The sequence below is a fragment of the Pontibacter sp. JAM-7 genome (assembly GCF_048548695.2).
In the GTDB taxonomy this organism is placed as follows: Bacteria; Pseudomonadota; Gammaproteobacteria; order Pseudomonadales; family Balneatricaceae; genus Neptuniibacter.
This window is the reverse complement of the sequence record NZ_JBLYIF020000075.1, coordinates 1-239: the sequence shown is the minus strand read 5'-3', so window position 1 is coordinate 239 and position 239 is coordinate 1. Positions and strand designations below refer to the sequence as shown.

The 239-nt window shown below is 62.3% G+C and carries 1 protein-coding gene; it reads right to left on the bottom strand.

The genetic code is table 11. The annotated features are described in order from the left end of the window. On the bottom strand, positions 1–239 hold a 239-nt coding region (gene tilS, locus ACFVYJ_RS13920; protein ID WP_463255474.1), incomplete at both ends, for a tRNA lysidine(34) synthetase TilS.

The window sequence follows — 239 nt, the reverse complement described above, 5'->3', positions numbered from 1 at the left end:
GGTTTCTTCCTCGCCATCCCGGCTGAAAACCAGCGGAATACGTGGTCTCTCCCAGGGTGGAACCCCCTGCTCCTGCAACCATTTCTTGACCCGTTTTCCGGGCCCTTCCGGTACCGGACGGAAACGCTCACCCCCTTGCCTCGTAGATACCCGTATTGCCGGCGGTGGCTGTTTCTGGCCTTCAGCAGGAAGCAGCCGGATGCGCCAGTCTCCCCAACAGAGGGGCTGTTCGGGCCGGA